Source organism: Anabaena sp. TISTR 8404, from assembly GCF_056847745.1.
Genome location: NZ_CP180578.1, coordinates 1422877 through 1449109 on the forward strand (window position 1 = coordinate 1422877; position 26233 = coordinate 1449109).

Genomic DNA, 26233 nt, shown 5'->3' on the forward strand with positions numbered 1-26233 from the left:
TCCGTGCGAATGGCTGAAGGACACTAACCCTTAACAAAGTTTGTCAAGCTTATGATTCCCAAATAAGTGGTTGTGACTTTCACTATCGAGCTATTCTGCTAATAATTGCAAAATAATTATTAATCAAAGGCTGCAATCATCAGTTATCAACAGAAACTATGCCAAAACGCCTTTTAGTTGTCGAATCTCCTGGAAAAGTCAAAAAACTCAGTCAAATTCTGGGTTCTGATTGGATTGTGCGAGCTAGTTGTGGCCACATCCGCGAACTCAGTGATACCGGAGAAGATTCCTTGGGGTTCGTCATAGATGATGGTAATGTCAAGTGCAACTATGTACCGCGTGACCAACGCTCTAAAGAGACTATTCAGCAGCTAAAAGCTGTTACCAAACAAGTTGATGAAGTTGTCCTCGCCACAGACCCAGACAGAGAAGGTGAAACAATTGCTTGGCATTTAAAAGAAGTGCTGGGATTACGAGAACCGAAACGAGTTATCTATAGCGAAATTACCGCATCGGCTGTGCGAAGTGCGATCGCCAATCCTCGAAAGCTGGATTCTAACTTAGTCGGTGCTGGACTATGCCGTGACTGTCTCGATAAGCTTGTCGGTTACAAAGGTAGTCCTCTAGTTTGGGCGTTAAACAATGGCGCGAAAAGTGTCGGCCGAGTTCAAAGTGCGACGCTGCATCTCATCTGTCAGCGAGAAAGCGAGATTGTTACGTTTGTACCCCAAGACTACTGGAGTGTGTGGGTGGACTATGCTGAAGGGTTCCGGGCTTTTTACAAAGGCACAGCCAATTCTCCTACAGATGCGCCAGAAGCAGAAACCGAAACCCACGACGATGCCGCAAGTAATAGCACCCAAGCCCCAGAGTCTAAGCGGGTTCTTTCAGAAGCCGAAGCAATACGTTTAGTTGAATCAGCACGACAGCATCCCCATCAAGTAATTCAAGTTGAAGGTAAAACTGTTTATCGTCAACCACCGCCACCATTTATTACTTCCACATTGCAACAAGCAGCCGGTTCTAAGCTGAAATTGGCTCCTGACAAAACTATGCTCTTAGCGCAAAAGCTGTATGAGGCTGGGTTAATTACATATATGCGGACAGACTCAGTTATGTTAAGTCCTGAGTTTTGTAGCAGCGCTCGTCAGTGGTTGGAAGAACATGATCCGCAGAATGTACCACAGCAAGTTGCCAAGCATCGCAGCGCCAAAACAGCGCAGGAAGCCCATGAAGCGATTCGCCCTACAGATGTGTTTCGTCCATCAGTCCAGCTACGTCAAGAATTACCTGCTGATGAATTTGACTTGTATGTGATGATTTGGAAACGAGCGATCGCATCTCAATGTCGTGCGGCTCAACTCCGTAAAACTCAGATTATCACGCAGTCTGGTTCTTTGTTGTGGCAAGCCAGAGGTCAAGTAGTCGAATTTTATGGTTACGCTCGGTACTGGAATAACCTCAGTAAAGATAGTGTGTTACCTGTTGTCCAGCAGGGACAAGCATTAACTCTGGAAAATGCTAATTTCGAGAAAAAACAGACTCAGCCGCCACCACGTTACAGCGAACCGAAATTAGTACAGCTAATGGAGCGCAAAGGTATCGGTCGTCCCAGTACCTATGCACCTACTGTTGCTACTCTGAAGAAGCGGGGTTATGTGCAGTTAACTAAGGGAAATCTGCAACCCACAACTCTGGGGTTAGAAGTTGATGATTTTTTGCAGAAGGCTTTGCCAGATTTACTAGAAGCTGAGTTTACAGCCAAAATGGAAAGCGCTCTGGATGCGATCGCTGAAGGTAAACAAAGTTGGCAGCAATACTTAACAGCTTGGAATAAAAATTACTTCGCACCAGCATTAGCTAAAGCTAAAACTGTAGTTGTGAGTTCCTCAAATCCTAAAGCTGCAAATGTTGAACGCAAATATGAAACTTCTAAAACTCTTTGCCCTGAATGTAATAATTTTCTAGCCAAGATACCTAGCAGCAAAGTCAAGAAAAAATATTTCCTTAAATGCACAAGCGGCTGTGAAAATATAGTCTTGTTTTGGAATGAATTTAGCAAAACTTGGCAACCACCGCGCACCAAAGAAGCCAAAACCGAAAAACACTCCCAGTCTCCTGTGAAGTTAAGCTCATATCCCTGTCCAGTCTGTAAAAAACCATTAGAAGAGTATAGCTACACCAAAGACGGACAGAGTAAAACAATGCTGCGTTGTTCTGCTGCATCTCGTCAGGATAAGAAGCATAAAGATGTGGCTTATTTTAGTACAGCCAAAGGTTGGTGGAGTCCTAAGTTTGGAGAGTTGAATCCAGAAGGAAAGTAATTTTTACAGGATGATTGGCTCACGCAGAGGCGCAAAGGCGCAGAGAGATTTTTCTATGTTGACTTTGTTGTATTTTTACTGGAATAAGTTGCGTTTTTTCCGTAATTTCCAGGCGAAGTAACAAGATGTACCTATAAGTGTGAAGCCTGAAGTCGTTGGTTCTGGAACTTGAGTAATTACTAACGAGAGATTATCGGCGTAAGCATCGTTTACTCTACCTCTGCCATAAGTTGCATTTAGCAATACATTGATTTGACGTGTACCTACAGGTACAAACCCATTTGTTGATTGCAAAAACAAGCCTGTGGAGTTGTTTCTTTGCTCTGGAGTTGGTGCAGTTATACTAGCTGAACCAAGAAGTTGGTTAGCCTGATTGAAGAAATTAATATTAAGTGCGGCGCTATCTGTATCGGTTTCATATCCACCCAGCCAACCACTCAAGTTAAAAGCACCTTGAGCTGCATCAATAACTGAGGCTAAGTCAGTCACATCAATTACTTGCGTAGCGCTGGAAGAGGCTCTATCTGCACCACCGAAAAATAGATTGTTGCCGCGATCGCTTGGCCCAGGAACATCAACACCAGGGAGAGTTACATTTACTAAATTCCCTAATGGGTTGGTAAAGCTAAAACCTGCTGCACCGTATTGCAACACACTAAAACTACCACTTGGAGTCCAGCCAGGAATCGCAGGTATATTATCCCCAACAGCATTACCAATGGGGTCTCCTAGCCCTTGTTCGGCATCACCATTCACAATTAAATTTGTGCCAAGACTGGCAGCATAAATAGGACTAGATAACACAAGACTAGATGAGAGTCCTGCGATCAAGGCAATAGTTAGATTGTTCATTGATTGATGATTCGTGCTGAGATTTTTTGTTTTCTAAGTAACAAAAAATAGTTGTAGTGAAATGGTGGTTACAAAGTATATTGCAACCATTTACTGCTTTTATTTATGTATCTATGCAGCCTTAAATTTGCGTGTTATTGCGGGCAATGCAATATTACCAACAAAATTGGTGAAAACACAAGAGCAAAGTACGACTCAATCTTGAAGAAACAACCCATACTGTTAGCAAACATTGACAAGATTCTAGAGCTAGACTAGGGAAAGCTACGAAAAAATAGGTAATGCAGTTCGCTCCCTTCTTTCCTTTTATTTATCGGATTCTTCAACCGAGTTTTCCGCATTGTCTTTGGCATGGCGATCGCAACTTTAAAGCGATCGCATTGACTTTTGATGATGGCCCCCATCCACAATACACACGCCAAGTATTGCAAGTTTTAGACCGCTACAATATTACAGCCAGTTTTTTTTGGTTGGGTGCTTGTGTCAACCGTTCACCAGATATTGCGAAAGCAGTTAGCGAAAGCGGCCACTGGATTGGCTTGCATGGCTACGATCATCGTTCCTTTCCTTTGCTGAGTCCCAATGAACTCAAGGAAAGTTTAGAAAAAACTCAAGCTGCTATTTACGATACTTGCAACCTACTACCCGAACAAGTACGCGATGTTCGGCCTCCCAATGGTTTATTTACACCAAAAACTTTAAGATTATTCCGTCAATGGAATTACCGTCCGGTAATGTGGAGTGTTGTACCAGAAGACTGGGTAAGGCCAGGAATTACCAATGTAGTGCAACGAGTTCTACAACAAGTAAAAAACGGTTCACTCATTGTTTTGCATGATGGTATTTGTGGCGGACAAGACGTAGCTGCAACGATAGAAGTCTTAATTCCCCAACTCCTACAACAAGGCTATCAGTTTGTCACTGTAGATAATTTATGGCAACACAATCAAATTCATTCAAACTAAGTATTGAAAAACCACCGACAGATCATCTCAGGTCAAAGACTCTTAAGAGATGACCCATCGGTTAGCCTAGGGAATTGACAACAGTTGGAGTTAGATAAGACAGAAACTCACCATCAAACAGGAATACCAAGAGACTTTCCAGTTTCCTGTTCCCTGTTCCCTATTCCCTGTTCCCTTTTATATAAGAGCTATGTTAGCCGCTTGTGGCTTTGCGCTTTTGAGCAACTTCACCTTCAGAATTTAAGGCTGAGGCTGCTGCCTCAGTGCCTAATATCTGATGTATTTCGTTTATTGAACTTGGTTTTGCTACAGGTTCTTCTGATGGTTCATTCACATATTCTATTAGGTCTTCCACTTGGCAATCTAAGGCCTTGCAGAACCTAATGATTCTTTCAATGTGATCTGTCCCAGTTCTGCCGCTTTCCCAGTTTTGAATAGTGCTTTCAGTTACGCCAACAAGACGCGATAATTCAAGCTGGGTCAGCCCTGCTCTCTCACGAAGCAAAGCAATCCTCGGTTTTGGCTTTTGTTTCACAGCTACAGCACTTTTATCTCAATATATAGTGCTAGATCCTAGCACCAAAAAAAACCCGCGCCTAGAAAATCCCTAAAAAAACTTTATTTTAAACCACCTTTCTTAAAAAAGCAGGTGTGAAAGCGGCAAAAGTGCAGGAAGCCCAGGAGAATAAATAATCAAACTATTGACTATTGACCATTGACTCTTAACTCATTAAAGACACTTCTGTAACTGTCTTTCTAAGTTTGCTCGCAACCATAAGTCGGATACTGACCAAACCCACAGCTGATTTGGCGCTTGTGCAAAATCCTCTGCTTTATGAGTAACGATCGCATCTAGCACTTGGTCACTAACACAAACTAACTCTACAGCAGATTCAAAATCTCTTAAGGGTAACGAGCGTGCTATTTGCAGAATTTGCTGGTCAACAATACAAATGTGAATTTTTTCTCGCAACCAATCAATTACTATCTCCGCAATTTGACTGTTTTGTAAGCGGCTAGTGTAAGCAGCTATTTTTTGCCAACCAATATCTGTTAAATACATCTTAATTGATGGATGTACTCCATCTAGTAATTCTCTGACATCTTCTGTTAATTTGTTGCGATTGATCAAAGCATCTAAAATTAAATCGGCATCAACTAAAATCCTGAACACTTTCAACTCCCATGATGGACTGAATAAATGCAACTAATAAGTGGTTAATAACCAATAAACATGCGCCCCTGAAAGTGAAGCGTAGTGAGCAATAAGTTATTTTGTGGTTAACCAGCGATCGCAAAAATTGAGAATAAAGGGGATGCTAATATAAACGAGCATTAGTCTTCGTAACGGTAACTTAAAATTACATAATCAAATACAAGCGAATTTATCATTATTTCAGATTTGATTTTCCATTTTTTTTTGCGAAATATTAAGATAAGCAACTAATTTGTTATAAAAATATAAGATACGGTCAAGTACCTCATCCCACATAACTATCATTCTAAATACTCAAATAATCCAACAGGCTGGAACATAGCTCCGCTGAATATTGACTATCAGCAATCATGACGGACGATGATTTTATTGGTTCCAAATTCCAAATCTGTTTGCTGTTACGTTCCTAATTTAAGAGTATGAGGGTGTGAAGTGTAGCAAGTAAAACTCTAATTTTTCGATTTACAGCATCAGTTATACTATTGTTTCAGTAACAAATAATACAATTGTCCATTGCTGACAGTAACACCAGCGCGATCGCCTGCTATTTTCCCAGTACCTAAAAAGTAATCGACTCTACCAGCACCTTTAATCGCTCCGCCTGTATCTTGATCCAGCACATAACGGCTAACAATTTGATGTTCCATCTCGCCGTTAGCTTGAACAAAAGGAAAAGCAGCGCGAATCAAAGCTAAAGCACCGGGAGGCATGAGAGACTTATCTGTAGCGATGGAACGTTCTGCTGTCAATGGTACATTAATTGAACCTTGGGCTGGTGCGCCTTGGTTTTCTTTAAAAAAGACAAAACTTGGATCACGGGGGATATATATGTTTAATTCTGGGGGATGCTGTTGAAAATAGTCGAGGATAATTGGCATTGTCATACCTTCCAAAGGTAATTTGCCATCGTTGGCTAGTTCTCGGCCAATACTTTTATAGTTATAAGCAGTATTACCTGCGTAACCTATGGTTGTCTGAGTTCCATCCGTCAACTGAAGCCGTGCTGAACCTTGAATTTGAATCATATACGGTTCCAAGCGATCGCGGAACCAAAATAACTCTAATCCCCGCAATTTTCCTTGTTTAGCTTGTAAACCATCTGCACCTTCGAGTTCTAAGCGGGTAGGATGAGGCCGAGGCCAGGAGTTGAAATCGGGAGGTAATCGATAAACAGGGTAGCGAAATTCTGCTGTTGGAGTGCGACTGGCAAGATAAAGTGGTTCATAATAAGCGGTAAATAAAACTGTGCCTTTTTGGTCTTTACCGACAGATTGATAATAAACAAACTCTCGTTCTATGGCTTGATGTAATTCTTGCGCAGATTGAGAGTTAAGTAAAAGTTCGCGGAATCTGTTTAAACTTTTGATGACGCGATCGCGTGTAATTTCAGTTACTTGATAGCGTTGATAAGCTGCGATCGCTGGTGATGTTTGCAAATATTGTAAACTGCGGTCAATAGAAGTTACTAAAGCTTTTCTATCTGCTAATTGATTGTTTTCGGGTTGATAAAGGACATGATCTAAACAAGAAAGATCATCTTGACAACAACTAACAGGCGATCGCTTAATGAGGATTGACTGTTGTAGTTTTAGTTGTGGTTGGCTTTGCAAAGACTCTGGTATATCCCACTTCTTCACTCGACAGGCTGGTGAAATTAGTTCCCGATATCCCAATGGTTGTATCCCCACCAAAAAAATCAACAGAAATACTGGTGGGCTAATGATAGTTTCTAATTTGTATTTCATTGATGGCAAAGTGCTGAGTGCATCAATTTTGGATTTTCAATTTTGGATTTTGGATTAGGACAATCTTTCAATCTAAAATCGGCAATCTAAAATCTAAAATTATTCTGTCTCCTGCCTCCTGAATTCTGCTGTATTACTCATTCATATTGCGGTATGTCGCAACAGCAGAAGGCGAAATGCGGTTGAGGTAACGGAATATCCAGTATTTAAAAATCGTATCTAAAATCACTGGAAATGTCGCAATAAACAAAAAGATAAAATCGCGGTTGGCTGGTAAACCCCAATGACGAGATACACCTTCTAAAATAACTTCCCAGCCGTGGGGAGAGTGAAAGCCGACAAACACATCGGTAAATAAAATGATAATAAATGCCTTGGCACTATCACTCAAACCATAGACAATATTATCAAAGAAATCTTTTAACACTGCGATAGATTGCTTACTAACAAGCAGCAACCAGACAAAAGCAACCACAGAGAAAATATCGGCAAAAACATTTTTAATTGCATTGGCACTTTCGCCACGAAATTCTTCAGCAAGTTCCGCTGCTTTTTCTTTTAGTCGATTTTCTATTTCTTCAGCATTCAGAGGCGGCGCATTAACGATTAAGTTTTCAAATTTAATTCTTTCTTCATATCTTTGTAACTCTGCTAAAGCTTCTTCTTCCATTTCAAAATTTAGGAAGACTTCTGCTTTTTCCGGGGGTCTAAAATGGTTAATTAATGGCCCAACTATCAAAGCTTTTGATAGTTGATGTGCTAAAAGAGGTATAATAATTAATAACAATATAAATCTGATAGATATGATCGTTCTTCTTTGGGCTTGACGAAAGTTTTTAACAACATCTTGCTCTGAATTAGGATCTAACTCAACTTGTAAGCGGCTAATTGTACCTAAAATTGAGCGAGGCAATACACCCGTTGTATCAGCTTTACGCCTTGGTTGTATTTTTGGTTCTATATTTTTATTAGGATTTCTATTAAGTAATGGTGTAGATAATGGCGCAGGCAATTTTTGATGAGCTACCTCATCAACTTTAACTATCTGTGGTTGAGTAGCGATCGCAGCATTGGTATCAATATCAGCTACGGTATATTTTGATATGACTTCATCAATGAATCTTAACTTTTCTAAAATTAGAGCAGCGCTGGGATATTCTATACCTGTTTTTCGAGCTGCTTTTTGATTAGATTCGTTGGAAAACCAACGGCTGGCTTGAAACTCTGTCAGGCGCATCCGAGCAGTTTTTAACTGTTTTTTGAGGTCTATCTCAAAATAGTCCATCATGCTACTGCTATAAATGGCTGAGTCAGCTTCTATCTTCTTGCCATTAAAATGCTCATCTTCTATAGATTTAATGTGTAATGCTGCTTTATACGCCTCATCAAGAGAGCGCTGTGGCGTTAATAAGTACCAACGGTAAGCAGCTAGTAAGTAAGAGTAAATTTTTTGGCCAAAAGCAGAATTATTCATTGTAGGCAATTATCCAGCCTTTTTGTAGTGATACTTAACCCTAAGTTAACGCAAGAGATATACTAACCAAATCTACAGGGAGAACGTTTGTGGTTTCGCATTCTGTTTGGATTGTCGGCACTAGCCGCAGTGGTAAGACAACTCGTTTAGTAGAACATTTTTGTCGTTGGCTACAAATAGAAAATAGTAACTTTGGATCATTTTATACTAAAAAAGTAGCAAAAAAAGCAGACCATTCCATCTCGAAACCATTAGTTTTGAAACAAACAGAACCAGGGGTTTTGGTCTTGGCTGCCAATGACGACAATCGTCGAGAATTATCTGATAAAATTGTGAAAAAAACATTAGGAAAGTATCCAGTTCGTGGTAAAACTCCACTCGGTTTTTTTCAGGATGAAGTTATTTTATTTTGGCCTTTACTGATAGAATTATTACATCTTAAGGCACAATTTCCGGTAAGATTACGCCCAGAAACTGAACAGGAATTGGCAACAAAACTCTGGCGTGAGCGATTGGATGCAGAAGTTTTGCGTCGTGCGGGAGTGAATGAATATCGGTTAGTACGACGGATTTTGGATTTATTACAATTAGCTGCTTACAGTGGCACACCTTGTGAAGGCATTGCCGAAGTTTTACAAAAAGGTTTAGAGGAAAATGGCATAAATCTAGAGCCGGAATTTTTAGCATCTTTGCTACTAGATTGGCGTAACTGGTGTTTAGAGCGAGGGTTACTCACTTATGGAATTATAACTGAACTCTACACTCAGTACTTGTTAAGCGATCGCCATTACCAAGAACGTCTTATTCAAAGGTATCAGGCTATATTAGCTGATGATGTTGATGATTATCCAGCCGCAGCGCGTTTATTGTTTGAAACTCTTTTAGAGCGTGGTGCAACTGGTGCATTTACCTACAACCCGGATGGAGCCGTGCGCTGGGGATTAGGAGCAGATCCCAACTATTTGGAAGGGTTAGCCAAGTATTGTCGCATAGAAACTTTGTTTGAACCTGTCGAAGCATCCTTGGCAGAGAGTCTAGCTACATCAATGGTAGAATTTATTACCCAACCAATGGTGATGTTAGAGTTACCTGCAACAGTACAATCGATTCAGACAACCTCCCGTGCGGAACTGTTACGAACTACAGCAGAGGTAGTTGGCAAGGCTATCAAATCAGGACGAATACAACCAGAAGAAATTGCAATTATAGCACCAGGTTTAGATGCGATCGCCCGTTACACCCTCATCGAAATTCTCACCAAGCAAAACATCCCTGTCGAATCACTCAATGACCAACGTCCGTTGATTAGTTCACCGATGATCAGGGCATTGTTAACGATGCTGGCACTAGTTTATCCCGGTTTGGGACGCTTAGTAGACCGAGATGCAGTTGCCGAGATGTTGGTGGTACTGAGTAGAAGGCAGGATTTAGGCAGGGGAGCAGGGAGCGGGGAGCAGGGGGAAATATTTACTCAACACTCCTCACTCAACACTCATATTGACCCAGTACGGGCTGGTTTAATTGCTGATTATTGCTTTGTACCTCATCCTGACAAACCCAACTTATTACCCGTCACATCCTTCGAGCGCTGGGATAGAATCGGCTATGCGGCGACTACAACTTATACTCAGATACTACAGTGGATTGAAAAGCAGCGATCGCAACAAGAACAGCGTTTAATTCCTAGTCCAATTTCGTTGTTATATCTGGCAATTCAAGACTTTCTGTGTAAAGACAGCAACCCACCCTACGACCAAATGGCAGCATTACGGGAACTGCTAGAAACTGCCCAACATTATTGGGAAATTGATACAAGACTAAGGCAGGATGTAAGCAAGGGAGCAGGGAGCAGGGAGCAGGGAGAAATATTTACTCAGCACTCAGCACTCAGCACTCAGCACTCATCACTCAGCACTACCTTAGCTGAATTTATTCAATTGCTGCGACGGGGGACAATTACCGCAAATCCCTATCCGCTGCGTTCTATTGGCTTGTCGAGAAAAGCCGTCACCTTAGCAACCATTTTCCAATATCGTTCGAGTCGGCGATCGCATCGTTGGCATTTTTGGCTAGATGCTGGTTCACCATTGTGGGCAAAAGGTGGTGCAGCAACTTTATTTGGTGCGCCGTTATTCTTGCAAGACAGATTAGGGCAACCTTGGACAGCAGAAGATGAAAAATTCACAGAACAACAAAGACTACGCAGAATTTTGGCAGATTTGTTATCGCGTGTATCCGAAAAAGTTTATTTGTGTCACAGCGATTTAGCCGTCAATGGGCAAGAACAACTAGGGCCTCTTTTACCGTTGGTACATACTTGTGTCTCTGTTGGTTCCGAGGTAGCTTGAGGCTTGACGAATTTCTGGAACTGTCGTGTCTCAGTGTATTCAGTAGAATTTTTCATTCAAAATTTGGTCAAATCCGTAGCGATCGCCAGAATCGTTAGAATATTAACTACAGTGAGAATGTATATCAAACCTTAGACTTAGGCACAATGGTACTATTTGGATTTGGTAAAAAAAAGCTGGCTCTCCCCACTCCTGAAGAAGCTTTGCCAGGACGGGCAAAAGAAATGCCAGTACCTGCGCATCACTATGTGAATAACAATCCCCTAAAACCACCTTTCCCCGCAGGTATGGAAAAGGCTTTGTTTGGATTAGGCTGTTTTTGGGGTGCAGAACGTAAATTCTGGCAACTTCCTGGAGTTTATACCACTGCTGTAGGTTATGCAGCGGGAATTACACCCAACCCTACCTACGAAGAAGTGTGTACTGGTATGACTGGTCACAATGAAGTGGTATTGGTTGTATTTGATCCTAAAGTTATTAGTTACGCCCAATTACTAAAAGTCTTTTGGGAAAGTCATAACCCCACCCAAGGAATGCGCCAAGGTAACGACGTTGGTACACAATACCGTTCTGGGATTTACGTCTATTCTGAAAGCCAAAAACAGCAAGCTGAAGCATCCCGCGATGCTTATCAACAAGAACTGACTAAGGCGCGGTATGGCGAAATTACCACAGAAATTTTAGATGCGCCGGAATTTTACTATGCGGAAGCATATCATCAGCAGTACTTAGCCAAAAACCCCAACGGATATTGTGGTTTAGGCGGGACAAATGTTGCTTGTCCTATAGGTGTATTTGAAGCGGAAGTGAAGTAACAAAGCAGGAGAAGAAGAGGCAGGGGAGACTTGAAGCAGGGAACAGAGGTGAAAAAAACTTGTGAATTCTCGCCTTTTCTCCCTACCCCCTGCCTCGTTTCCTCTTCACCACTCCCTACTTTCTTAAAAGATGTATTCCAGAAATTTAAACATCAACTTACACAACATAATACTAGCGGGGATGCTGAAGATAATACCAGCGATCGCCCAGCCTCGTTGATGTTCTTTAAACTGTTCGATACTGCGCCACTGTCGGCTTTTCCAAGCCCATTCATTGCCTTTTGCACCCATAGCGATCGCCATAAACCAACCAATTTGTGGTACAAAACAAAACAACCCACACCATACTTGATTAGTCCACAGCCAAAACCAAGGCAACAAAAAAGCACCCCAATTCCAACCCAAAATTTCCTCTGGTACCGGTTCTGGAGAATTGATGCCACAACCAGAATTATTGTGAATTACTTTCTGGCTTACAGGTTGGACAGCCAAACCAGATTTTAAGGCATCAAGTGCTTGGCGGGCATTACTAAAACGTTGTTCTGGTGCTGGTTCAGTCAACTTTTGCAGCCATCGCACAAAACTAGGACTGACGTTAACTTTGTCAGCAAATTGCAGTCGCAAATCTTGTTGAGGTAAATCACCAGGCGGAATACCAGTTAATAAATGAATTAACGACGCTCCCAACGCATAAAGGTCAGATGCAGGAACAGCCCTACCACCAAATTGTTCCATCGGTGCATAACCGTAAGTTCCAACCACAGTAAAAGTCACGCCTTCCTTAGCAGCTTTGTCTTGTACTGCGCCGAAATCTACCAAATAAATCTGATTATCTTCGCCCCAAATTAAATTACTTGGTTTGATATCCCGATGCAACACACCAGGATTCAACTCATGCAGATATATCAGAATTTTTAAAACTTCAGTAGCAGTTTTCCTCGCTTGCTTTTCTGTGCAGCGTTTACCAACTGCTAGTTTTTCTTTTAGCGATTCTCCAGGAATATATTGTTGTACTAAGCCAAACCACAATGTGCGGTCATCAACACAAAAATAATCAATATATTGCGGAATGCGCGGATGTTTGAGTTGTTTAAGAATTTGTGCTTCCCTCTCAAACAACTTCAAGTCATCCCACTGGACAGTCCCGCCGAAAGCCAAGAGTTTGACCACAACTAATGATTCTTCCCCATCAGCAGCTTGTAAATCTTTGGCAAGCCAAGTTTGGCGAATGCCATTATTACCGAGTTGCCGTTGGATTTGATAACGGTGGTGTAATATCTGTTCTATTTGCAGCATCTAACACCTGTTGGCAATTTACGCTACAGTGATTCCTCTACTATTCCAGGATAGACATTACTAAAGAATTTGGGGGCAGATATTTACTAAAAAGAAGTGAACAGACGTAATAACACTGACTTAATTGCCAAAACTTGGCTTTTTATCAAAAAGCTAACCTATATTTCGATTTATAAACTTCAGTATTAAGCTAATAAAAGCTGGGGTGTTGTTTTAGGGAAAGCTGTGAAACAAACAGATGTCGTAGTTATTGGTAGCGGTATCGGTGGTTTAAGTTGTGCGGCTATTTTGGCACGGTATGGCTTTGATGTGATTGTCTGCGAAAGCCATACTATTGCTGGTGGTGCAGCACACGCTTTTGAGCGTAACGGATATAAATTTGACTCTGGCCCTTCCCTTTACTCTGGATTATCTTATAGTCCTTCGCCTAACCCATTGCGGCAAGTGCTAGATGCAATTGATTCACAGCTACCGTGCGTCACCTACGATACTTGGGGTTGCTATTTACCAGAAGGTGATTTTGACACATCAGTAGGGGCAGAACAATTTTGTGAGGTTTTAGCAAGACTTCGTGGTGATGATGCTGTAGCACAATGGCGACAGTTGCAACGAGTCATGGAGCCTTTAGCTAAAGCTGCGATCGCTCTGCCGCCAGCTGCGTTACGCTTTGATATAGGTGCTGCTGTCACTGTTAGCCGTTTTGCGCCTTCCCTAACCAGTCATGCAGCCAATGTTTTGAAACTAACAGGCCCCTTCTCCCGCATCATGGATGGTGTTGTTAGTGACTCGTTTATCCACAACTGGCTAAATATGCTGTGTTTTCTTCTCTCTGGACTGCCAGCATCAGGAACTAATGCCGCAGAGGTAGCATTTATGTTTGCTGACTGGTATCGCCCAGGAGTCAAGCTGGACTATCCAGTTGGTGGGAGTGGTGCTTTAGTAAATGCCCTCGTTCAGGGATTAGAAAAACATGGCGGTGAGTTGATGCTGGGGGCGCATGTTGAGCAAGTATTGGTAGAAGGTAAACGAGCGGTAGGTGTACGTCTGCGTAACGGTACAGAAATTCGAGCGCGGCGGGCGGTAGTTTCTAATGCTTCGGTTTGGGATACCCTCAAGTTAATACCCCCAGAAGCATTACCAGATAAGTATCGCCGCCAACGTCAAGCCACACCTGAATGTGATAGTTTTATGCACCTCCATTTAGGTATTGATGCCCAAGGGTTGCCGCCTAATTTAGCGTGTCATCATATCATTGTGAATGATTGGGACAAGGGAATCACTGCACCGCAAAATCTTGTGCTGGTGTCGATTCCATCCATAATTGATTCATCTGTTGCACCTCCAGGTAAGCACGTAATTCATGTTTATACCCCTGGCAATGAACCCTACCAGTTTTGGGAAGGAATGGATAGGAAAAGTGTAGAGTATGAACAACAAAAGCGATCGCGTTCTCAAATAATGTGGCAAGCACTACAAAGAATTATTCCCGATATTCGCTCTCGTTGCGAAGTCACATTAGTAGGTACACCCCTCACCCACGAACGATTTTTGCGTCGTCATCGCGGTTCTTATGGCCCAGCAATTTCCGCTGATGTTGGTTTATTCCCTAGTCCCACTACACCCCTAGCCGGGTTGATGTGTTGTGGTGATTCGACATTTCCCGGTATCGGTTTGCCAGCCGTCGCCGCCAGTGGGATGATGGTTGCTAATACCCTTGCCCCTGTAGGCAAGCATATAGAAATGCTCAAGGATATTGGCTGTATTTAATTAGTACTCATAGAATTACCAAATGACTGAAGAGTAGAAACTAGCAATTTTTTGATCTGCTGTAATAATAGAAGCTTGATGTTTTTTGGCAACTGCTACAACTACTCTATCTACTGGATCTCGATGTTCCCATTCTAATTAAACACTTTCCAGCCAAATTTCCTCATCAATTGGGATAGTATTGATGACATTTGACTTTTTGAGAGTTGAGATATAGTCATCAAGATTTACTCCCAAATCTAATTTACGATTTTTTATCTTAATAGCTATTTCCCAGATTGCTGTTGATGGAATTAAACCATTTTTATTCTGTTCCATCTCGTGACAAGCTTCTTTTGCTCGTTGCGAAAGTTTTTCTGGATCTAAACTCCACCAAATCAGAGCGCAGGTATCAAGGACAATCTTTATACTTCCGTCCATTCTTCTGTAGTTGGCGTAGTTAAATCTTCAAAATATTGAACTTTACCGCGCATATCCTTAAATAATTCTTCCGTTGAAGAAGCTTTGTCATACTGAGAAATTCTCACGACTGGTTTATTTCCATCAGTTACTAAAATTTCTTCACCTTCTAATTCTACAAGTTGCAAAAATTCTAGCAAATTAGCTTTTAATTGATTCTTGTCAACAGTTTTCATAACTCTTAGTTTTTCGTTGCTAATTTTTAATGCAAAAATGCTCAGATTTTCATAATTCGCTATGTGTACTATGGTAGTGGCACGACCAGGTTAAAACAATACAAATTAGTCTGATCGCGCCACTACAATTTAAGGTTCATTCAGCACTTATAACGGCTTTTTACCAATAATAGTGCGGTGACGAGGGTCGCTGGCAACTTCAATTGTGGGTGAAAAGCCTACTTCTTCCAAGGCTGCTTGAATGTCGAACCCGTAATAATCATCAGTCCAAGGTTCCGTACTTTTCATTAAAGTGAACAGAGCAGGAGGAAGATTTTGAATCACAGGCGATCGCGGGTTATTATCTACCAAGGCAATGTAACCACCAGGTCGTAGTAGTCGTTTAACTTCTGTGAAAATTTCTTTGCTGGCGTAGCTAGGCAATTCATGACAGACAAATTGCAGTGTTACTAAATCAAAAGAGTTGTCTGGTAGTCCTGTATTTTCGGCTCTAGCATGAACCCACTGGGAAATTTCATTATTCACATCCCTAGCTTTGGCGACAGCCAGCATATATGGCGACAAATCTAAACCAATGGTGCGAATTGGCTGGTCTTGTTTTTGTTGGTAGTAACGGTGCAATGCCATAGTAGACAGACCTATTGAACAGCCAATATCCAGGATTTCCCTCACCTGCACAGGGCCATAGGCTGCCAAAACATCATGAAAAGTACCTCTGAGTCTGGCATGAGACGCTTCCCAAGTCAAATTTTCTTGCGGCCAAACACGCAAAGACATAGCGTAGGTTGCTGACTCCGCTTCAAAAGCCGCTTCCCAGCAAAGATTACCGTCAGCGTAAGCATGAAATGGGACTTTGTAATATTCTGGATACACAACTTCGGGATTAGTAACTGCCCCTAGAAGTTGTTTTGTCATCAGCCCTTGCAGTGCTTCAGCGTTTTTGCGCCAGGGAATACCGTTCTTTTCAGCTGTTGTGATTAATACTTGCCTAGCTTGGTATTTCATCACATTGTAAACAGGTTTGGTCTGGATCAGCAGGTTAACGAACTTGGAGAGTATGCTTTCACCAGCCCAATCAGGTTTGATTTTATTGTTCATCACTTTGAGGAAATGAAGCGATAATTGCCTATAACTATTTTAGGTTTTATCTATCTTTCCAAAGCATCGTTTTTGATATTGTTAGTTCTCATTTATTTTTAACTCTCCCTCTAAAAGCTCCCGTGCGATTTCACCTAAGCCAACAGATTTTCACGGGCATTGCCAATCAGCTTTCAATGCTGCATCATTGGGACGTTAATTTACAAAAACGAGCGCGGAGGGATTTGAACCCCCGACCCACAGAACCGGAATCTGTTGCTCTATCCACTGAGCCACGCGCCCTTAGTCTTTTGCATTATAGCACGGTTGTGATAAAAGTTGCCGATCGCCTAAAAATAATCAGCCGGATTGACGGGTGTACCATGACGACGCACTTCAAAATGCAGGTGTGGCCCGGTAGAAAAACCTGTGGAACCAACAGCCGCGATCGCTTGTCCACGTTGCACTGCTTGTCCCTCAGAAACAAACAATTCACTAGTGTGTCCGTAGAGGGTAGTAATACCGTTACCGTGATCAATAATTACGGCTCTACCATAGCCACCATACCACCCAGCAAAAATCACAGTTCCGGAATCGGCGGCGCGAATTGTACTACCATAACTAGCTGCAAAATCTAAACCAGCATGAAAGCGGCGATAGCCAAGAATCGGGTGTATCCGCCAGCCAAAGGGACTGCTAGTCGGAGCATTGCTAGGATAAGCAAACATTCCCGTACCGCGAATGATAATATTGGTGCGACTGTTGGTTTTGCTTTGTCCTTCTAGGGCTGCTACCTTTTCTTGAATCAAGTTTTCCAGATTGTGAGAATCTCTTTCTAATTGATTTTCGGCTGCTTCTAGGGCGAGGCGATCGGTATTTAAACGTTGAATTAATTCTGCTTGCGACTGTGCTTGAGTTTGATAATCGGCTTTCTGCGCCAGTAATTGCTGACGAATCAAGGCAATTTCATTTTTTTGCTGTTCTACATCAGTTTTTTGCTGATTTATTTGGATGGCTTGAGTGTTGAGTTTGGCTAAGATTTTCTGGTCTGCCTGATACACTAGCTTTAGTTGATGGCGACGACTGATAAAGTCACTAATATTTTGGCTTTGCATTAACACTGCCCAGCCTTGACTAGCGTGCGATCGCTGGAGATATCGCAACCTTGCAACTGTGGCGATTTGGCGTTCTTCATAGGTACGTTCCGCTACAGCTAAATCGGCTTCTAACTTTTGCAGACGTTGAGTTGCTTGTGCTAAGCGCGATTCACTATCTTTAATTTGATTATTTGTTGTGTTGATATTTTGGTTAATTCCAGTTAAGCGTTTTTGAGCAGCATTTTGCAAATTGGTCAAGCGATCGCGTTCCTGAATCACATTCTGGCGTTCTTGATTAATTTGTTGCTGCTGTTGTCGTAAAGTATCAACTGATGCTGATGTTGTTGCATATCCTGCCGATACTGAAATAAATATCAAACAAACACACAAAACATAACCAAATCCCAGAAAAATGATCTTCAATGCTCTCATAGCATGAGCCTAACCAAAGCAATCGGTGCGAAACACTATGAGTATTCCCAAATTTCTCTTGTTTTGCTCAAGGTGCTATTTCTTGCCGAATATCTGAGAAGCTTCTATGACAGTGGCGATGTCTGACGACAAGCCACATTGCGTCTACGCATTCGTAATGTAAGTCATCGCATTTGCAATCTAAGTCTTCACATTCGTAATGTGAGTCATCGCATTCATCATGTCAACCGTCACATTCGTAATGTGAGTCATCGCATTCATCATGTCAACCGTCACATTCGTAATGTCAGCTGTCACATTCGCATTGCAGACCGATTTTACAATTACATATAGCAATCTTATGTGATTTGGAAAAATCACCCTTACTTATCTCCCCGGTTTTTTGAAAAAAGTCGGGGATTTTGTAGTTCATGAATGATTTAAGAATGCTACAACTTTCTAAATTAGAAATTACACATTAATACACTTTATGAATTCTAACTCCGCATTGTGTGCAGCCATAAGCGATCGCATTACTACTACTCCCCAAAAGCGAATTACTTTTGCCGAATACATGGACATGGTGCTATATCACCCTGAACACGGCTACTATTCCAGCAAAGCAGTCAACATCGGCTTTAAGGGCGGTGATTTTTTCACATCTGCTAGTCTCGGTGCTGACTTTGGGGAGTTACTAGCAGAACAATTTGTGCAACTGTGGGATATTTTAGGAAGACCAAGACCATTTTCTTTAGTAGAAATGGGGGCTGGACAAGGATTACTGGCTTTGCATATCCTCAGCTATTATCAGCTACATTATCCAGATTTTTTAGATGGATTGGAGTATGTCATAGTCGAAAAATCTCCCGAATTACAGCAAGAACAACAGCAACGTTTGCAAAATTACCCTGTGCATTGGTGCAATTTAGAAGATATACCCAGCAACTCTATAACTGGCTGCTTTTTTTCTAACGAATTAGTGGATGCTTTACCAGTGCATCAGTTTATTTTAGAAGCTGGGAAACTGCGAGAAATTTATGTCACCTCACCAACTTTTGTTGAGCAAAATGAGAATTATCTTCTTCTAGAAGGAGAGTTTGGCGAAGTAATTGGGGAAAATTCTACGCCGCAGTTGCAAAAATATTTTGATTTGATAGGTATCGATTTATCTGCCAATGTTTACCCTGATGGCTACCGCAGCGAAATTAATTTAGCCGCATTAGACTGGTTGAGTATAGTAGCAGACCGCTTGCAGCGCGGGTATGTGGTAACAGTTGATTATGGCTATCCTGCGAATCGCTACTATAACCCCAGGCGATCGCAAGGAACGCTACAGTGCTACTACCAGCATCGCTACCATAACAACCCCTACATCAATATTGGGCGACAAGATATCACTGCCCATGTTGACTTTACCGCCTTGGAACGTTGGGGTGAGCAGTGTGGTTTAACCAAAGTTGGGTTTACGCAACAAGGTTTATTTTTAATGGCGTTGGGTTTGGGAGAAAGAATAGCATCTCTTTCTGATCAAAACATAGCGATCGCCCAACTGTTGCAACGACGAGAGTCACTCCACAAACTTATTGATCCCACAGGATTAGGTGGCTTTGGAGTGTTAGTCCAAAATAAAGGACTCCAAAATCATGAAATTTCTCAACCCCTGAAAGGATTAATTGTGCCAAAGTAAAAGTAAAGGGGAAAAGTTAAAACTCTCTGTAAGTCGGCAGCATTACAGTTATATGGACTAGCATTACTATTGATTACTGCGAAATCCTGTGTTTAGAAAAACAACAAATAACTATGAATACTCATGACTTGTTGATGCTAGTAATGCTACTTACACCCGGTATCTTACTATCTGTTGTTATTATGGCGACTTTTGCTGCTGGCGGCTGAATTTAAAGTGCTGAGTGCTGAGTACTTAGCCGTATTGAGTGAATTTGAGATTTAGGATGGCATCTTAAGTCTCAAATCACAACTCGCCAGCCAATTACAATCAAATGATGGAAACGCGATGTCTAAGACAAACTTCGCCTACGTTTTATCAAAGGAAAGTGAACAATGAAGGTGGCATTTCTGGGAACTGGACTGATGGGACAACCGATGGCTCAAAGGTTGTTAGCAGCCAATATACAAGTAGTTGCCTACAATCGCACCCCAGAAAAATTAGCACCATTACAAGCAGCTGGCGCAGAAATTGTCACCCATCCCCGTCACGCCATTCGTGCTGCTGATTGCATTATTTTGATGCTGACTAACGCCGCAGCAATTTATCAAGTCTTGCTTTCAGATACGGCTTGGCGCACCCTAGAAGGACGTACCATTATTCAAATGGGGACAATTACACCCACAGAAAGCCAAGAGATTCGAGATGCTGTAGTTGGTGGTGGCGGTGAGTATATAGAAGCACCTGTATTAGGCAGCATCCCAGAAGCAAAAAGCGGTAAGTTAATTGTTATGGTAGGCGCAACACCAGAACAATACCAAAGCCATTTACAATTACTACAAAATTTCGGTTCAGAACCTTTACTCATCGGGCCAGTAGGAACAGCGGCGGCGTTGAAATTAGCCCTCAATCAATTAATTGCTTCTTTAACAACTAGCTTTGCCCTGAGTCTGGCTTTTTTGCAGCGTCAAGGTGTGAATGTAGAATCCTTTATGCAAGTTTTACGCCAAAGTTCTCTTTATGCACCTACCTTTGATAAAAAGCTGCAACGAATGTTAGAGGAAAACTACGCTAACCCCAATTTTCCTACGAAACATTTGCTCAAAGATACAGATTTGTTTATCTCAGAAGCCAAAGCTTTAGGTTTAGATCTCAGCAGTATTGAGTCTGTGCGACACATTTTATATACAGCGATGAAAATGTCATTCGCTAATGATGATTATTCATCAATCTTTTCCGCAATCAAAGAATGGGGAGATTCCAGCGCTGAGTAAATAGAGAGTAGGGAAACCAGGAAAGAATGATAACTCAGCACTCAGCACTCAGCACTTTCTCAAGTAAGCACTGAAAAAGATAATATGGTAGGGTAGCTCGTTTGCTTTTCGAGGGTACTATTGCGTGCTATCTACTCTACGTGCCGATTTTCGCATCATCTTTGAACGTGACCCAGCCGCCCGTAACTGGTTAGAGGTATTAATTTGTTACCCTGGCTTGCAAGCCCTGCTTTTCCATCGACTGGCTCACTGGCTACATCATCTTGGTCTTCCCTTTATCCCTCGCTTCATTTCTCACCTATCACGGTTTTTGACTGGTATCGAAATTCACCCAGGTGCAACAATCGGACAAGGTGTATTTATTGACCACGGTATGGGTGTGGTGATTGGTGAAACTGCGATCGTGGGTGATTATGCTCTAATTTATCAAGGTGTCACTTTGGGTGGGACTGGTAAACAAAGTGGTAAACGCCATCCTACAGTGGGGGAAAATGTTGTAGTTGGTGCTGGCGCAAAGGTACTGGGCAATATTCACATTGGTAATAACGTCCGCATTGGCGCTGGTTCAGTTGTTCTCAGAGATGTGCCTTCTGATTGTACAGTGGTCGGCATTCCCGGACGGATTGTTTATCGTTCGGGAGTTCGGGTTGCGCCGCTAGAACACAACAACTTACCAGACTCGGAAGCTGAAGTAATTCGCGCTTTAGTCGATCGCATTGAAGCATTAGAACAACAAATCCAAACTCTACAACAACTACAACCTGCTGCTAAAACTCCTGTTTTGGTTGGTGTTATAGCTGTCAACGAGCCGGAACCACAACCAGAAGCTCCTTTATGCAGCCTTAGAGATAAAGCCATACAACAATTTCTCGATGGCGCAGGGATTTAAATTATCAAACTAAATGGATGAAACAAGAGCCTCTGAAAAAATTTCTCGGCATCGTCAGCAGGAAATAATTATCCTATTATTTCTAATCAGTGGCTCTTTACTTTATTAGCTTTTATTTAGGTTGGGTTTGATAGCTCAATTAGACTCTAGGTTGTCCTTCTTTGAAAAATCAAGATGTAGATGAACTGTATCAATGGGTAAAAAAAGGTACAGTAGTCGAAATTTTACCGTAAGCTCAACATACAAACTGTTCTGGCAAAGTATACTATCCCTTGTTCAATATATGAGCGTTCTGCCCAGCAGACTTACCAGAGTGTATTATGTCGATTCCACCATTAACTAAAAAGCTGCTTGCTGCTAAAAAAGTCAAAGGATTAAGCTTTGCAGACTTAGAGCAAATTTTAGGACGTGATGAAGTCTGGATTGCTGCTTTGTTTTATCGTCAAGCAACAGCTTCTCTGGACGAAGCACAGAAACTTGCTGATTTGTTAGGGCTTGATTCAGAAGATGTTGCAGAACTAGTCAGTTATCCTACAAAAGGCTTAGGCCCTGTTGTACCAACCGATCCCTTAATTTACCGTTTTTACGAAATCATGCAAGTTTATGGAATGCCCATCAAGGAAGTTATTCAAGAAAAATTCGGTGATGGGATTATGAGTGCAATTGATTTTACTTTAGACATTGAAAAAGTAGAAGACCCCAAAGGCGATCGCGTTAAAGTCACAATGAATGGCAAGTTCTTACCGTATAAGAAGTGGTAAGAAAGTGCTAAGTGCTGAGTGCTGAGTGCTGAGTAATAATACTAGCTTCTAGTCTCTTCTTAAGGATTAACCTCCTCACAAAACCATTCTTGATTTTCATCAAGCTGATAAATGCTTCTATTTTGTGGTTCGCCTCGCAACTCTAAATGATCAACTTGCACGGGATCAAGTAATAGTAAGCAAAAATTGGATACTGGTTGCAAAGGATCGGGCGCTGGCGGTGTAAAAGCTTCTGGCGCTGTGTCCCTTGGTTTACCAGGATGAGGCCAAGCAAATTGTAACCGTGCGGCATCACTCAATGCTTGCCAAGTAGTGATACGGGCTGATTGTAGTAAAGAATCATTACTATCTACCAAAGTCAAACGGCCGGCAATGCGGAACTGTTCGCGCGTGTTGGGGAAATACCAGCAGGCTTCCGCCCAAGGTTGGGTTTTGATTTGGTCAAATTTATCACTACGAGTATCAGTTATAAATTTTAGCTGATTGCTATCTTGAAGAAAGTCACGAAAGACAACAGTCCGGTTAGTAGGACGACTATCTGCCCGGACTGTAGCCAATTGTAGGTAACGAGCGTATATCAGACTACGGTTGCGATGCAGGGCGCGAGCGATCGCACTTCGCCAAGGAGCAAGGGACATTGTGTAGTTTCGTTGCAATTGGTACAGCTACAGACGTAGCGCAAAGTGGAAAATTTTGCAATCTTTTATCCTCAACCTACTTGGCGTATAGTCGTAATCTGTTCCAAAGCAACAATACTGGATTATGGTTCGAGAGTTAGAAAGAAAACGTCAGGGTGTTACGTTTCCAGAAACTGCGCCAGCAGCGAATCCTGTATTTTTCAGGACTTATAGCCGCCGGACTGGGGCAGGACTGAGAGAGTCGTGGGATGAAGTGTGCGATCGCACCATCCAAGGCTTAATAGAATTAGGTAAGCTGAAACCAGAAGAAATTGCCCTTTTAGAAAAAACACAACGCCAACTCAAAGCTTTGCCCAGTGGCCGTTGGCTCTGGGTAGGCGGTACAGATTGGATAACCAAACCTAAGAATTTTTCCGGTGGGTATAATTGCACTTCCACCAATCTCCAAGACTGGAAAGCCTTCGGTTTAATGATGGATTTAGCGATGATGGGCTGCGTGCGATTCGTTGGCTAGAAACCAAGCCTGATAAGGGTTTTGGAGGATTAGCCGCAAGGTAAATCTACCCAAAAGGTAAGAGCCTTGACAACTTGATAGTCATGTTGGTGACATCGAAATTAACAAAGGGTAAATCTATAGAAAAATCCAATGGTTAACCCAAAAGACATAATTAAACTCGATGAAGTCCAACCCCCTCAGTGCAAGGGTGAAAGCACGTTCCCCACGGTAGCGACTAGTCATCAATCCGTGAAGCGGGAATGAACGGTGGTAAAAAGCCAGTCCAGGCTTCGACTCCAACTAGCAGGAGAACATGGTTAGCGAAAGCGAATCTACGTCTGAATCATCGTGATCATACAAAACAGCCTAGTGGACTAATAGGCTGTGCCAAAAGGCAAGGGTAGAGTGACCGGAATCGCATCCGTTCGGTCTGCACCACTCATAGCCCCGGTGAACAGTAGAAACCTAAACTCTCAACCAATGACTATCAGGAACGAAGTAACCACATAGATTCTCTCAGGCAGGTCGATACCTGAGTAGGTGCTAACCGGATGAACTGTGTGGCGAGATTGAGTCAGAAGCTAACGCCTGCGGTAATGCGTAGGATATGCTGACGGACTCACGGAAAACAGATATATGTAGGTACAAGTAGCAATGAAGAGGACTAAAACGAGTTTTAAGACTACGGTGGTATGGAACAACATCAACTGGAAGAAAATCCAGAGAATGGTGTTTAAGTTGCAAAAGCGCATACATAAAGCTGCTCAACGTGGGGATGTCAAAGCAATGCGACGACTCCAGAAAACCTTGATGAAATCCTGGTACGCCAAGCTACTAGCAACGCGAACAGTAACCCAAGACAATAAGGGTAAGAATACAGCAGGGGTAGACGGAGTAAAATCACTAGGATACACTCAACGTCTGGCACTAGCTAGAAATCTAGGGAATGCGCTTAAGGTAAAACCAACCCGTAGAATCTGGATTCCTAAGCCAGGAACAGACGAAAAGCGACCCTTGGGAATTCCCACAATGGCAGATAGAGCATTACAGGCACTAGCCAAGTTAGCCCTAGAGCCAGAATGGGAAGCAAAATTCGAGCCGAACAGTTACGGGTTCAGGCCAGGAAGGGCGGTACACGATGCCATCGAAGCAATATACTTAGCAATACACTGTAAAGCTAAGTACGTGTTAGATGCCGATATATCCAAATGTTTTGACAATATTGACCATCGAAAGCTACTGGACAAATTAAACACATACCCATCCATGAGACGGTTAATCCGCAACTGGTTAAAAGCAGGATTTATGGATGAACGCGATATGTTCCCGACTGAAATGGGTACACCACAGGGTGGGGTCATCTCTCCGCTACTGGCAAATATCGCACTCCACGGTATGGAAGAGGCAATTAAGGAATATGCCAACACCCTACCTACTAACAGGAATCATGGGAGAAAGCAAAACCGTAATGCCCTCAGTTTAATTCGTTACGCCGACGACTTTGTGATTATCCACAAAGACATCAATGTTGTATTAGGGGCAAAAGCTGTAATCGAAGGTTTCTTAAAAGACATCGGATTGGAACTCAAGCCAAGCAAGACCAGAATTTGTCACACCTTTGAAGAATATGATGGGAAACACCCTGGATTTGACTTCTTAGGTTTTAATATTCGACAATTCCCGGTCAATGATGGGATGAGCGCAAAAGCACCAAGGTCAGGTGAAATTTTGGGATTCCAGACAATCATCCAACCCAGCAAGAAAGCATTACAGCGTCACTATCAGGTTATATCTAAAATCATCAACTCCCATAAGGCAGCACCGCAAAAGGTGCTTATCCAGAAACTCAACCCCATTATTCAAGGTTGGGCAAACTACTACTCATCCGCTTGCTCCACTGATGCTTTTCGTGACTTAAATCACATGATTTATACCAAATTAACATCATGGGCAAGATACAGACACCCTAACAAAGGTGCTAAATGGGTAGTTGACAAATACTGGATAACCCTAAATGGCGATAACTGGGTATTTGCCTACAATAACCCAGACACAGAAGAAAGATATATCCTTTCAAAGCATACATGGAGAAAAATCGTCCGCCACACTAAGGTTAAAGGCGATGCTTCACCATTCAACGGTGATTTCGTCTACTGGGGAACAAGAACTGGAAAGAGCAAAGAAATTCCTTCTTTACTTGCAAAAACCCTTCACAAGCAAAAAGGTAAATGTGCTTATTGCGGTCTAACTTTTACACTAGAAGACCAAATTGAAATTGACCACATTATACCAACCAGTTTAGGCGGGAAAAGAAAGTTCGATAATATTCAAGCATTGCATAGACATTGCCACGACCAAAAGACCGCCAAAGATGGTAGTCTGAGTAGCTCCCATGACAAGGGTATGTTTTCTGAGGAGCCGGATGAGATGAAAGTCTCATGTCCGGTTCTGGAGACGAGTACCACTCGTGAGGGTGTTGCTTAGTTT

At 42.2% G+C, this 26233-nt stretch carries 22 protein-coding genes, 1 tRNA gene and 2 pseudogenes; 13 read left to right on the plus strand and 12 right to left on the minus strand.

Features of this window, described 5'->3' with window-relative positions; translation table 11 throughout:
* Window positions 1–158 precede the first annotated feature (158 nt).
* Window positions 159–2324 (plus strand): type I DNA topoisomerase, encoded by a 2166-nt coding sequence (gene topA, locus ACMX3D_RS06070; protein WP_482750550.1) that lies wholly within the window; start codon window positions 159–161, stop codon window positions 2322–2324.
* A 75-nt stretch (window positions 2325–2399) separates the two neighbouring features.
* On the opposite strand, the gene ACMX3D_RS06075 is transcribed toward topA, so the two are convergent.
* Window positions 2400–3176 (minus strand): PEP-CTERM sorting domain-containing protein, encoded by a 777-nt coding sequence (locus ACMX3D_RS06075; RefSeq protein ID WP_482750551.1) that lies wholly within the window; start codon window positions 3174–3176, stop codon window positions 2400–2402.
* Between the two features lie 281 nt (window positions 3177–3457).
* Here ACMX3D_RS06075 and ACMX3D_RS06080 point away from each other — a divergent pair, with 281 nt between their 5' ends.
* Window positions 3458–4141 carry a polysaccharide deacetylase family protein gene (locus ACMX3D_RS06080; RefSeq protein ID WP_482750552.1) on the plus strand — a complete coding sequence of 228 codons (684 nt, stop codon included), beginning with the start codon at window positions 3458–3460 and terminating at the stop codon, window positions 4139–4141.
* Window positions 4142–4334: 193 nt separating this feature from the next.
* Here the strand turns inward: ACMX3D_RS06080 and ACMX3D_RS06085 are convergent, their stop codons facing one another.
* From ACMX3D_RS06085 to ACMX3D_RS06100, 4 genes are all read right to left on the minus strand, one after another.
* Complete coding sequence (locus ACMX3D_RS06085) at window positions 4335–4676, minus strand: helix-turn-helix transcriptional regulator (RefSeq protein ID WP_482750553.1); 342 nt, start codon at window positions 4674–4676, stop codon at window positions 4335–4337.
* A gap of 195 nt (window positions 4677–4871) precedes the next feature.
* Window positions 4872–5315 carry a hypothetical protein gene (locus ACMX3D_RS06090; protein ID WP_482750554.1) on the minus strand — a complete coding sequence of 148 codons (444 nt, stop codon included), beginning with the start codon at window positions 5313–5315 and terminating at the stop codon, window positions 4872–4874.
* Window positions 5316–5836: 521 nt separating this feature from the next.
* Window positions 5837–7102 (minus strand): murein transglycosylase A, encoded by a 1266-nt coding sequence (mltA, locus tag ACMX3D_RS06095; RefSeq protein ID WP_482750555.1) that lies wholly within the window; start codon window positions 7100–7102, stop codon window positions 5837–5839.
* A gap of 133 nt (window positions 7103–7235) precedes the next feature.
* Window positions 7236–8576 carry a proton extrusion protein PcxA gene (locus tag ACMX3D_RS06100; protein ID WP_482750556.1) on the minus strand — a complete coding sequence of 447 codons (1341 nt, stop codon included), beginning with the start codon at window positions 8574–8576 and terminating at the stop codon, window positions 7236–7238.
* 89 nt (window positions 8577–8665) lie between these two features.
* Here ACMX3D_RS06100 and ACMX3D_RS06105 point away from each other — a divergent pair, with 89 nt between their 5' ends.
* Entirely contained in the window at window positions 8666–10924 is a 2259-nt protein-coding gene (locus ACMX3D_RS06105) for a PD-(D/E)XK nuclease family protein (RefSeq protein WP_482750557.1), read from the plus strand.
* Window positions 10925–11070: 146 nt separating this feature from the next.
* On the plus strand, window positions 11071–11739 hold the full coding sequence (msrA, locus tag ACMX3D_RS06110) for a peptide-methionine (S)-S-oxide reductase MsrA (RefSeq protein WP_482750558.1): 669 nt from the start codon (window positions 11071–11073) through the stop codon (window positions 11737–11739).
* A 123-nt stretch (window positions 11740–11862) separates the two neighbouring features.
* Here msrA and ACMX3D_RS06115 read toward each other — a convergent pair whose 3' ends face one another.
* On the minus strand, window positions 11863–13035 hold the full coding sequence (locus ACMX3D_RS06115) for a serine/threonine protein kinase (RefSeq protein WP_482750559.1): 1173 nt from the start codon (window positions 13033–13035) through the stop codon (window positions 11863–11865).
* 225 nt (window positions 13036–13260) lie between these two features.
* Here ACMX3D_RS06115 and ACMX3D_RS06120 point away from each other — a divergent pair, with 225 nt between their 5' ends.
* Window positions 13261–14802: a phytoene desaturase family protein gene (locus ACMX3D_RS06120; RefSeq protein WP_482750560.1), complete on the plus strand. Its 1542-nt coding sequence runs from the start codon at window positions 13261–13263 to the stop codon at window positions 14800–14802.
* 138 nt (window positions 14803–14940) lie between these two features.
* On the opposite strand, the gene ACMX3D_RS06125 is transcribed toward ACMX3D_RS06120, so the two are convergent.
* The 5 genes from ACMX3D_RS06125 to ACMX3D_RS06145 all read right to left on the minus strand — a co-directional run bounded on the left by ACMX3D_RS06125 (window position 14941) and on the right by ACMX3D_RS06145 (window position 18043).
* Complete coding sequence (locus tag ACMX3D_RS06125) at window positions 14941–15222, minus strand: type II toxin-antitoxin system VapC family toxin (protein WP_482750561.1); 282 nt, start codon at window positions 15220–15222, stop codon at window positions 14941–14943.
* Entirely contained in the window at window positions 15207–15437 is a 231-nt protein-coding gene (locus ACMX3D_RS06130; RefSeq protein ID WP_482750562.1) for a type II toxin-antitoxin system Phd/YefM family antitoxin, read from the minus strand. The genes ACMX3D_RS06125 and ACMX3D_RS06130 overlap by 16 nt, the downstream gene beginning before the upstream one ends.
* Before the next feature lie 147 nt (window positions 15438–15584).
* On the minus strand, window positions 15585–16535 hold the full coding sequence (locus ACMX3D_RS06135) for a class I SAM-dependent methyltransferase (RefSeq protein ID WP_482750563.1): 951 nt from the start codon (window positions 16533–16535) through the stop codon (window positions 15585–15587).
* 209 nt (window positions 16536–16744) lie between these two features.
* A tRNA-Arg gene (locus ACMX3D_RS06140) sits at window positions 16745–16817 on the minus strand.
* Between the two features lie 47 nt (window positions 16818–16864).
* Window positions 16865–18043 carry a murein hydrolase activator EnvC family protein gene (locus ACMX3D_RS06145; RefSeq protein WP_482750564.1) on the minus strand — a complete coding sequence of 393 codons (1179 nt, stop codon included), beginning with the start codon at window positions 18041–18043 and terminating at the stop codon, window positions 16865–16867.
* A gap of 138 nt (window positions 18044–18181) precedes the next feature.
* On the opposite strand from ACMX3D_RS06145, the gene ACMX3D_RS06150 reads away from it, so the two are divergent.
* The 6 genes and pseudogenes from ACMX3D_RS06150 (at window position 18182) to cynS (ending at window position 22612) form a co-directional block, all read left to right on the plus strand.
* A complete protein-coding gene (locus ACMX3D_RS06150) occupies window positions 18182–18376 on the plus strand; it encodes a hypothetical protein (protein ID WP_482750565.1) in 195 nt (64 codons plus the stop codon).
* 136 nt (window positions 18377–18512) lie between these two features.
* Window positions 18513–19709, plus strand: coding sequence for a class I SAM-dependent methyltransferase (locus ACMX3D_RS06155; RefSeq protein ID WP_482750566.1), 1197 nt, complete (start codon window positions 18513–18515; stop codon window positions 19707–19709).
* A gap of 374 nt (window positions 19710–20083) precedes the next feature.
* Window positions 20084–20962 carry an NAD(P)-dependent oxidoreductase gene (locus ACMX3D_RS06160; RefSeq protein WP_482750567.1) on the plus strand — a complete coding sequence of 293 codons (879 nt, stop codon included), beginning with the start codon at window positions 20084–20086 and terminating at the stop codon, window positions 20960–20962.
* 124 nt (window positions 20963–21086) lie between these two features.
* Window positions 21087–21851: a serine O-acetyltransferase gene (gene cysE / locus ACMX3D_RS06165; protein WP_482750568.1), complete on the plus strand. Its 765-nt coding sequence runs from the start codon at window positions 21087–21089 to the stop codon at window positions 21849–21851.
* Between the two features lie 158 nt (window positions 21852–22009).
* A pseudogene (locus ACMX3D_RS06170) lies at window positions 22010–22084 on the plus strand (L,D-transpeptidase family protein); the annotation flags it as partial.
* 87 nt (window positions 22085–22171) lie between these two features.
* Window positions 22172–22612 carry a cyanase gene (cynS, locus tag ACMX3D_RS06175; protein ID WP_482750569.1) on the plus strand — a complete coding sequence of 147 codons (441 nt, stop codon included), beginning with the start codon at window positions 22172–22174 and terminating at the stop codon, window positions 22610–22612.
* Window positions 22613–22671: 59 nt separating this feature from the next.
* On the opposite strand, the gene ACMX3D_RS06180 is transcribed toward cynS, so the two are convergent.
* Window positions 22672–23250 (minus strand): Npun_F5749 family FMN-dependent PPOX-type flavoprotein, encoded by a 579-nt coding sequence (locus ACMX3D_RS06180; RefSeq protein WP_482750570.1) that lies wholly within the window; start codon window positions 23248–23250, stop codon window positions 22672–22674.
* Between the two features lie 124 nt (window positions 23251–23374).
* On the opposite strand from ACMX3D_RS06180, the pseudogene ACMX3D_RS06185 reads away from it, so the two are divergent.
* Window positions 23375–23746, plus strand: a pseudogene (locus ACMX3D_RS06185) (ribonucleoside-triphosphate reductase, adenosylcobalamin-dependent); the annotation flags it as partial.
* A 654-nt stretch (window positions 23747–24400) separates the two neighbouring features.
* Entirely contained in the window at window positions 24401–26230 is a 1830-nt protein-coding gene (gene ltrA, locus ACMX3D_RS06190) for a group II intron reverse transcriptase/maturase (protein WP_482750571.1), read from the plus strand.
* The last annotated feature ends 3 nt before the right edge of the window (window positions 26231–26233 follow it).